Here is an 8,220-nt window from a genome sequence, read left to right as displayed (position 1 = left end):
CTCATTCGTCCGGAACGAGCGCAGCATCCTCATACCGCTCCAGATTTGGATTTCGTAAGCGCTTCTGTCGGTCGAGAGCACGCTTAATCCGCTGACCTCGTCCGTCTCCGTCAGCTGCAAGGTCACTGCATCCGTTGCCGGGTTGGGGGAGAGGGTGAATATCACATTGCGATTGCCTGTCCGAGAGAAGAAAAGAAGAGTCTTTTCTTGACAGCCCCCCTTCACTTTGAATGTAAAAGGGATTCCTCCAGACCCTAAAGGCAATTGTAATAATAACATCTTTTGACTCTCAACATAGTACCAATATAATGGAGGAATACTTCCCGTGAATTCAATTGTTTTCCTGTACATATTATCCAGATAAATTCTTGTCATACATCCTTGATATAAGAAGTTTGCCCCGTCTATCAATTCTCCGGTTATGGATGGATGGTGCACTCCATAAAACGTACATTCTTCTTGTACATATCGTCCTTTTTGGACAGTTGAATTATCTTTGACAATTATCTTTTTAGAGAGTGTTACCATATGAGATGCTCCTTGGTATATTTTTGCCAATATAAAGATATCAGCAGAACAGTTGTAAACATTATACAAGGTACACTGATTTGTCTGAGGAGAATTGTTGGCTATCAAAGGATACGGGTTCCCTGACATAGAAGTACTCCATTGAACGGTGGTTCCCGTGGGCAAATTTGCAATTTTATAAATCGCATTGTCACAAAATTCCGAAGGGCCTGTAATGGAGAAAGAAAGTGGATTCGTTAATTCATTCGCATAAATCTGCATTTCACGTCTGATACCTGTTTGGGTATCGAATAACGATCTCATACGCTCTACTTGTCCCTTTGTAAACAAATTCATACAGGCATCATACGTGTAATCCATATAATTCATAAACATAACCCCGGGTGATGTGTTTGTACAATGATCTGTTTTAGGGAACGAAGGACATCCTTCATTATACCCTCCCTGATTCGGTGTATCTGCAATATTGTCAGTACCAGAGCAACTGCCCCCATCATCTCCCCAAATATGACGTAGGTCTAACCAATGCCCTACTTCATGCGTCGCTGTCCTGCCTTTATCATAGGGAGATTCAGCACTGCCATCTCTCCCGAAGTGTTTGTAGTGAATCACGACTCCATCTGTATTGGGTTTTGTTTGAAATTCAAATGGAAACTGGGCATAGCCTAAAAGATCATCGCCTAAATTACAGACCCAGATATTCAAATAACGTCTTGTATTCCATGCATTATTTCCACCCAAATTTGAGAATTTAACATTGTCCATTTCCATAGAAAAAGTTTCTGTGGAAGTCGATGTTCGGGTAATTCCATTTGTTGTATTCCCGTTAGGATCTCTTCTGGCCAGTTTAAATTCAATATTAGCATTGCCAGCGAGATTAGCGAAAGCTGAAGGAGTGTTTGCCTGATCGGCATTCATTCGGCGAAAATCCTCATTCAATACCTGTATTTGAGAAATAATCTGGGCATCACTGATGTTTTGCGCTGAATTATTGTATACTACATGTACTACAACCGGGATCAGAATTGTGGAAGAAGGCACACTACGAGAATGTAATTTTATTTGATTTTCCCAATCCGTTATCCGCTGGTATTTTAACGGTTCTGTCCGCCGGATTTGTTCCATATTCAACTCAGAACCACATGTCCGTTGTGAATAGCCATTGATCCATAATGCAGAAGCCAATATGGATAAAATTATTTTTTTCATGATCATTTCTTTTTTATAGTTGATAATTTAATAAAGTAAACAGGATCCCGTTTAATCCACGGCTTGATATATTCGCTACAATCAAAGACTTCTCCACTGATTATAACGGGGAGGCCATCTTCTTTGTATTTTTTAGGAATATCACATCCGCGGGGGATAAGATAAAGTCCACGTACAAGCTCTTTATTCTCTATTTCCAAAGCAAAATCATTTCGCCTTTTTATATATCGAAAATGGGCATTTTCATTCTTAAGGGTTACAATCGGAATCTTCTCTTCCACACATTCGCATGAGCAAGAGGCATGGCTTTCTTTCTCACACCCCGCTCCTGCTGTTAGTAAAAGCAGGGTACTTATCCATAAAATAATTTTCTGTTTCATGTTTTTCTGTTTTTTAAGTTTGTACATGTTTTCCGTGTTCCGGATATTTCTTTTACGCTGCGCCTCCGGTGCGGTTTGCGAGGCGCATCGGCTTGTCAGGTGGAGTGTCGGCTGTTATTTCCATAGCCATGCGTTTTTGATGATACTACAAAGTTAGAAACATTTTTTGAGAATATGCAAATATTTTGTCTGTTTTTTGCGTCCTTTGCGTTGTTCTTTGCGAACTTAGCGATAAGATCACCGCAAGGATCGAAAAGGTTACGCAATGCACGCACGTTTGTTCAAGCAAAACATCTCGACCATATAAATAAATCAACATTTTATATCAGGCTTACAGCCCTCCGCAGGAGTGGGTATTCTTTTCCCCCAACGCTTCGCTTCGCCTTCGATTGGGCTGAATTAACGCGCCCCTGCGGAGCTGTTACAGCGGTCAGCCGTCAGTTCCGCATTCCTCCTTGGAAGGGGGGAAGGGGGATGTTCATATCGGCATTATGACGGGTGAACACAGAGGTTTGCCCCTACATGAACTGCCCTTTCCTCTACCCTGTCATTCAGAGCTCCTCCTTTGTCATTCAGAGCACTTTCCTTGTCATTCAGAGCGTCAGCGATGAATCTTTCCTCTTCCTCGCGGGATTCCTCACGGCGTTCGGAATGACAGGGGTACATGTCGTAGAGACGCAAATCATTGCGTCTCTACGGTGCGTACTGCGTTCATTTGCGAAATTTGCGTTCGGACACCGTGTACCCTGTACATAACCATTACCCGAAAGGGCTGCAAACCCGATATATTTCAGCCCCATCCCGCAAGGGTGGGGTAATTGATACCCATACCTTATTCAGAGGGCTGAAAGCCTGACATGATCGTTAGCGGTCAGTTTTCAAGCAGTCAGCTATCATCCAACAATCAAACAACTCAACCATTCAACAGCTCAACGCCCGAAGGGCATCACTTTTCACTTTTCATTTTTCGTTTTTCACTTCTTAATCAATTTCTGCGTGTACGTCTGTCCGTTTTTGACCACGCGCACGAAGTACAGTCCTGCCGGCAGTCCGGCCATCGGGATTTGGAACGTCGGCTCATTCGTCCGGAACGAGCGCAGCATCCTCATACCGCTCCAGATTTGGATTTCGTAAGCGCTTCTCTCGGTCGAGAGCACGCTTAATCCGCTGACCTCGTCCGTCTCCGTCAGCTGCAAGGTCACTTCGTCCGTTGCCGGGTTGGGGGAGAGGGTGAGATAAAGATTATCGTAAACCCCAATTCCCATGGTGTAATAATCTCCTACTCCACATTCATTTGTCGCTCTGCACACAAGTTGATAAGAGCCGGGATTATAAAAAGCAATATCAATCGATTCCGTACCGTTGCCATACAGAGAGTTGCCATTCAGGGGATTTAAGATCCATTGATAGCTTGAAGGAATAGGTGCATTATTGCTTATAACGGCACGATATGAAGCATATTGGCCTGTAGGAACCCTCTGCTCTCCGATGATATTACTGATAGATGGTGCACCAAAATAGGTTTCTTTGGTTAATAATGCAATTCTTATATTGTTAAACAATATTTCTGCATGAATAATTTCCATTCCGTTACGAAATTTAGTAAAAGTAGCAGTATGGGTTCCTTGTCCTGATGTCAATGTAACATTATTATTGCTTACACTCCATTGTACCGTTGCTCCCTGTGGCAGGTTTTCTACCGTATAGGTAGCTTGATCGCAGACCGATGAGGGACCGGAGAGGCGAGGGGCTACGGCAGCATGAGCATCCACAAGGCCGTAACCATACGTATTGTCAAATCCGGCAGAGCCTAAATCTCTTGCCGTATTTTGGAGTATTGTCCTCACTTGCGCCTCGGTCAAATCGGGTCTTACGGATAACATCAATGCGGCGACACCCGCTACTTGAGGACAGGCGGCGGAAGTACCATTAAAAGTGTTTGTGTAATTTGTATTATTATATCCGAAATTACCCATTCTATCTGTTGTTACAATATTTCCAGGAACACCACCACTCGGCGCAACCAAATCCATTGAAGCTCCACGCTGGCTGTAATTCCAAATATTACCTCTGTTATCAATTGCTCCTACAGTGATAACACCCTCTACATTACCGGGGAAAGCGACATCCGTAACCCCTTGCTGCCCCCAAGCATTACCTGAGGCGAAAATAACAGGACAGCCGCGTCCATCCCTTCCTTGAGTGCGCGCCCTATTGATTGCGGCAACTATAGCATCCGCGCTGTTAGGAGTTGTACCATATCCCCAAGAATTACTTAATATATCGGCAGAGTGAGTATCCCAAGCTGCATCAATGGCATTGGCTATATCCTGGACAGTTTCTCTGTATCGAACAAAATCCATCCAGTAATACCCATTAAATATCTGGTCTATAAACCAGTCATTAAAAATATTGATGGGTATTATGCGAACTTGCGGGGCAATACCTCTAATCCCCATACCATTATGATTTGCGGCAATAATCCCTGCGCAAGCCTGTCCATGACCTATAGGGCTGTCATTGTCGTTCGGATAAGGAGTTGAAGGAGGATTAGTGTTATTGGGAGCACCGTTTCTGTTGGGGTTCTCTGCGGATGACCTCGCCGTAAAGCCGGGCAGCAAACGTCCGGCCATATCTTCGTGCGCCTCTACACCGTCATCTATAACCGCTACTCTTACGGATGTATTCCCCGTGGTTATATTCCATGCTTCAGGAGCATTAATATCGATATTGTTTGTCCCGCCAAACTGTCCGGTATTGTTTAGGTAATACTGCTGAGGATAAAGCGGATCGGTTTGCGTCTGAGTTTTGCGTAACGGAAAAGAGAAGTTCGGATGGCAATACTCCACTTTCCCACTTTCATATATCCGGTTTGCATACTCAAACAATTTGCTCCAATCATTTACATCCAATACAAAAGTATTGTACTTGCTTCTATAAGTAACCTTTACATTATTCTTGGTTAATGCAATAATCTGATTAATTTCAATGCCTTTTTTAGGTGCTAACAATATCTCTCCCGTTACGTATAACAGTTCTTTATTAATGGAATAAGCAGGAAGAATATCGACAACACCTGGCAGCTTTCGTATTTCGTGTAAAGAAAGCGCTTCGGAGTTGACAACTTCCGTATAATTTTCCAAACGGTCAGTAGAGTGTATTTTGCTGTTTCCTTGCAAAGCGCTTCTTGTCTGATGCGACGATACGGATGACGATAATTTTACAACAAATTTGTTTTCGACCTCGGTTAAAAACTGTTTTTTTCCTGCCGACCAATAATAGCGCTGCTGTCCGGACAAGTGTGCTCCGGCTGTAAATAGCAGAAGCAAAATGATAATATTCTTTTTCATGATGGATTTATTTTTAATGGTTTATGTGCAATGATTTTTGTTATCATATAGGTATTGGCTGGAGGTGGAATTTGATTCATTAGACATATCACCGGTTCATCCGGTTGAAAAAGCTTTCGGTTTTTTTCTTCTTCCGTCATCTCCCGATATTCGAAGTGCAACCACGTGCCCTCTTCCATAAGCTCAACAGGCAAACCTATCCGATTAAAAAGAGGCACTGAAATTGCATTCCGGTAATTCCACGTTCTTCCGCTTCCGGCGGGAATGCCTTTCCCTTCAAGTCCTATACCTTTGGGGTTTTCCACTTCAATATAGAGTGCGTACCCCTGGCAAGGACCTGTAGGCCCCAAAACTTTTCCCTTGGCTTGATTCGGAGGAAGTGTTTCTTTCTTACACCCCGCTCCTGCTGTTAGTAAAAGCAGGGTACTTATCCATAAAATGATTTTCTGTTTCATGTTTTTCTGTTTTTTTAAAGTTTATACTTGTTTTCTGCGTTCCGGATATTTCTTTTACGCTGTGCCTCCGGTGCGGTTTGCGAGGCGCTTCGGCTTGTCAGGTGGAGTGTCGGCTGTTATTTCCATAGTCTTATATTTTTTTGTTATGTACGACAAAGGTATAAATATTTTTTTGATCAGATGCAAATATTTTGTCTGTTTTTTTGCGTCCTTTGCGTCGTTCTTTGCGAACTTGGCGGTAAGATCACCGCAAGGAACGCAAAAGTTACACAAAGCACGCAAGTTTTTTTAAGTAAAACATCTCGACCATTAAATAAATCAACATTTTATATCAGGCTTACAGCCCTCTTCGCAGGAGTGGGTATTCTTTGCCCCCAACGCTTCGCTTCGCTACACATTGGGCTGAATTAACACGCCCTTTCAGGGCTCTTACAGCAGTCAGCCGTCAGTTCCGCATTCTTCCTTGGAAGAGGGGAAAGGGGGATGTTCATATCGGCATTATGACGGGTGAACACAGAGGTTTGCCCCTACATGAACTGCCCTTTCCTCTACCCTGTCATTCAGAGCTCCTCCTTTGTCATTCAGAGCACTTTCCTTGTCATTCAGAGCGTCAGCGATGAATCTTTCCTCTTCCTCGCGGGATTCCTCACGGTGTTCGGAATGACAGGGGTATATGTTGTAGATACGCAATGATTTGCGTCTCTACGGTGCGTACTGCGTTCATTTGCGAAATTTGCGTTCGGACACCGTGTACCCTGTACATAACCATTACCCGAAAGGGCTGCAAGCCCGATATATTTCAGCCCCATCCCATAAGGGTGGGGTCCCGTCCAACCTTGTTCGGAGGGCTGTAAGCCTGACATGATCGTTAGCGATCAGTATTCAGCGTTCAGCCATCAGCTTCCATCCAACAATCAAACAACTCAACAAACTCAACATTTCAACATCCAAACGCCCGAAGGGCATCACTTTTCACTTTTAGTTTTTCACTCTTCTCACTTTTTAATCAACTTCTGCGTATACGTCTGTCCGTCTTTGACGACGCGCACGAAGTACAGTCCTGCCGGCAGCCCGACCGTCGGGATTGAGAAGGTCGGCTGATCCGTTTTGAACGATTTCAGCATCCTCATACCGCTCCAGAGCTGGATTTCGTAGGAGGTTCTGTCGGTCGAAAGCACATTTGATCCACTGGCCTCGTCCGTCTCCGTCAGCTGCAAGGTCACTTCGTCCGTGGCCGGGTTGGGGGAGAGGGAGAAGCGGTAATTCTTTCGATCAACTTGAATATAAATATCCCTGCAATATGCCAGAGAAATATCATTATGAAATTTTGCATGAGCACATACATGATAAACTCCGCTTTCATTGGCTGTGATGGCGGCTGTGCAGTTTTCTCTTCCAATAAAGGACGCATCATAGGAATAAGGAAACTCTATAATATTCGCATTTGTTTCCCATGTGGCGGATACTTCTGAATTTTCTCCTAATGTCGTGTTGGCAATTAGAACATTATATCCGGAATATTGGAAATATTCAATTGAGGTAATATGGAATCCTACCAAGACATGATAATTGATTTCATTTATAACTATATTATTGCGAATTATTTGAGCGGTTATGACTTCTTGATATCCACCGGAAGGTATGGTCGTTGATACGTTTATGGTTGGAGTACCCTGCCCGGAGATAATTTTTGTTTTGTCATTCCGGCATTTCCATCGAATAGTTGTTTCAGCCGGTAAATTCGTAATAGCGTAACTTGCCTGGCGATAAAATGCTTCAGGACCGGAGATGGAGATATATCTTGAGGTATTCGTTGTCATTACACCACTTCCATAGGGGTCTAACCAATTACTCAATCGCGTACTGTTCGTTCCTCCACCTATCCATGAATGATGAAATTGACCAAAATATTTTGTTATGGGGGCACAACCTGAGAACCCACCATGCAATTGACCTACAACTCGCCTGTTTTGATCAAATAAAGGGGAACCAGACGAACCTCCTTCCATTGTTCCACTATCCAATCCTACAATCCAATGGGTGTTTACTGGAGAGGATATCCCTCCTTTCCAAGAAATTATTGATGTATTTGAGGAAAGGCTGTTATAATCAAAAGAAATTTTCATGACATCTCCCGACGGATGGTGAATCCCCGTACCCGAAGTCGGCGTATTGCCGCTTCGATCCCATCCCAACCATGAAAAACGGGAGTCGCCGGCGGGAGAGTTTCTCAGTTCCATTAATGCAAAATCGGTATTATTCCACGCTGCCCTGAATGTAGCCCGGTTATAGGTCACT

The 8,220-nt window shown here is 43.6% G+C and carries 4 protein-coding genes and 2 pseudogenes; all 6 read right to left on the bottom strand.

All coding sequences use genetic code 11. The features are described 5' to 3' along the window. Nucleotides 1–1,737: M43 family KLIKK metalloprotease mirolysin (locus Tanf_RS13995; RefSeq protein WP_152652234.1), on the bottom strand; the 1,737-nt coding region annotated here is incomplete at its 3' end. A 2-nt stretch (nucleotides 1,738–1,739) separates the two neighbouring features. Then, nucleotides 1,740–2,117 (bottom strand): hypothetical protein, encoded by a 378-nt coding sequence (locus Tanf_RS00430; RefSeq protein ID WP_014225797.1) that lies wholly within the window; start codon nucleotides 2,115–2,117, stop codon nucleotides 1,740–1,742. Nucleotides 2,118–3,091: 974 nt separating this feature from the next. After that, a pseudogene (locus tag Tanf_RS16205) lies at nucleotides 3,092–3,355 on the bottom strand (T9SS type A sorting domain-containing protein); the annotation flags it as partial. Nucleotides 3,356–3,730: 375 nt separating this feature from the next. Continuing rightward, nucleotides 3,731–5,467 (bottom strand): annotated as a pseudogene (locus tag Tanf_RS00425) (S8 family peptidase); the annotation flags it as partial. Next, complete coding sequence (locus Tanf_RS00420; RefSeq protein WP_046824506.1) at nucleotides 5,464–5,922, bottom strand: hypothetical protein; 459 nt, start codon at nucleotides 5,920–5,922, stop codon at nucleotides 5,464–5,466. The gene Tanf_RS00420 and the pseudogene Tanf_RS00425, both read right to left, overlap by 4 nt. Before the next feature lie 995 nt (nucleotides 5,923–6,917). Beyond that, the coding region (locus Tanf_RS15395; RefSeq protein WP_236684345.1) for a T9SS type A sorting domain-containing protein at nucleotides 6,918–8,220 on the bottom strand (1,303 nt) is incomplete at its 5' end.

Origin of the sequence: Tannerella forsythia (genome assembly GCF_001006485.1) — a bacterium.
Lineage (GTDB): Bacteria > Bacteroidota > Bacteroidia > Bacteroidales > Tannerellaceae > Tannerella > Tannerella forsythia.
Note: the sequence above shows the minus strand (reverse complement) of the source record. Positions and strands in the feature narration are given on the sequence as shown.

What these genes read in the sequence shown, in the direction of transcription:
- Tanf_RS00420 (WP_046824506.1), bottom strand. Translation starts at nt 5,922, where the DNA reads ATGAAACAGAAAATCATTTTATGGATAAGTACCCTGCTTTTACTAACA.
- Tanf_RS00430 (WP_014225797.1), bottom strand. Translation starts at nt 2,117, where the DNA reads ATGAAACAGAAAATTATTTTATGGATAAGTACCCTGCTTTTACTAACA.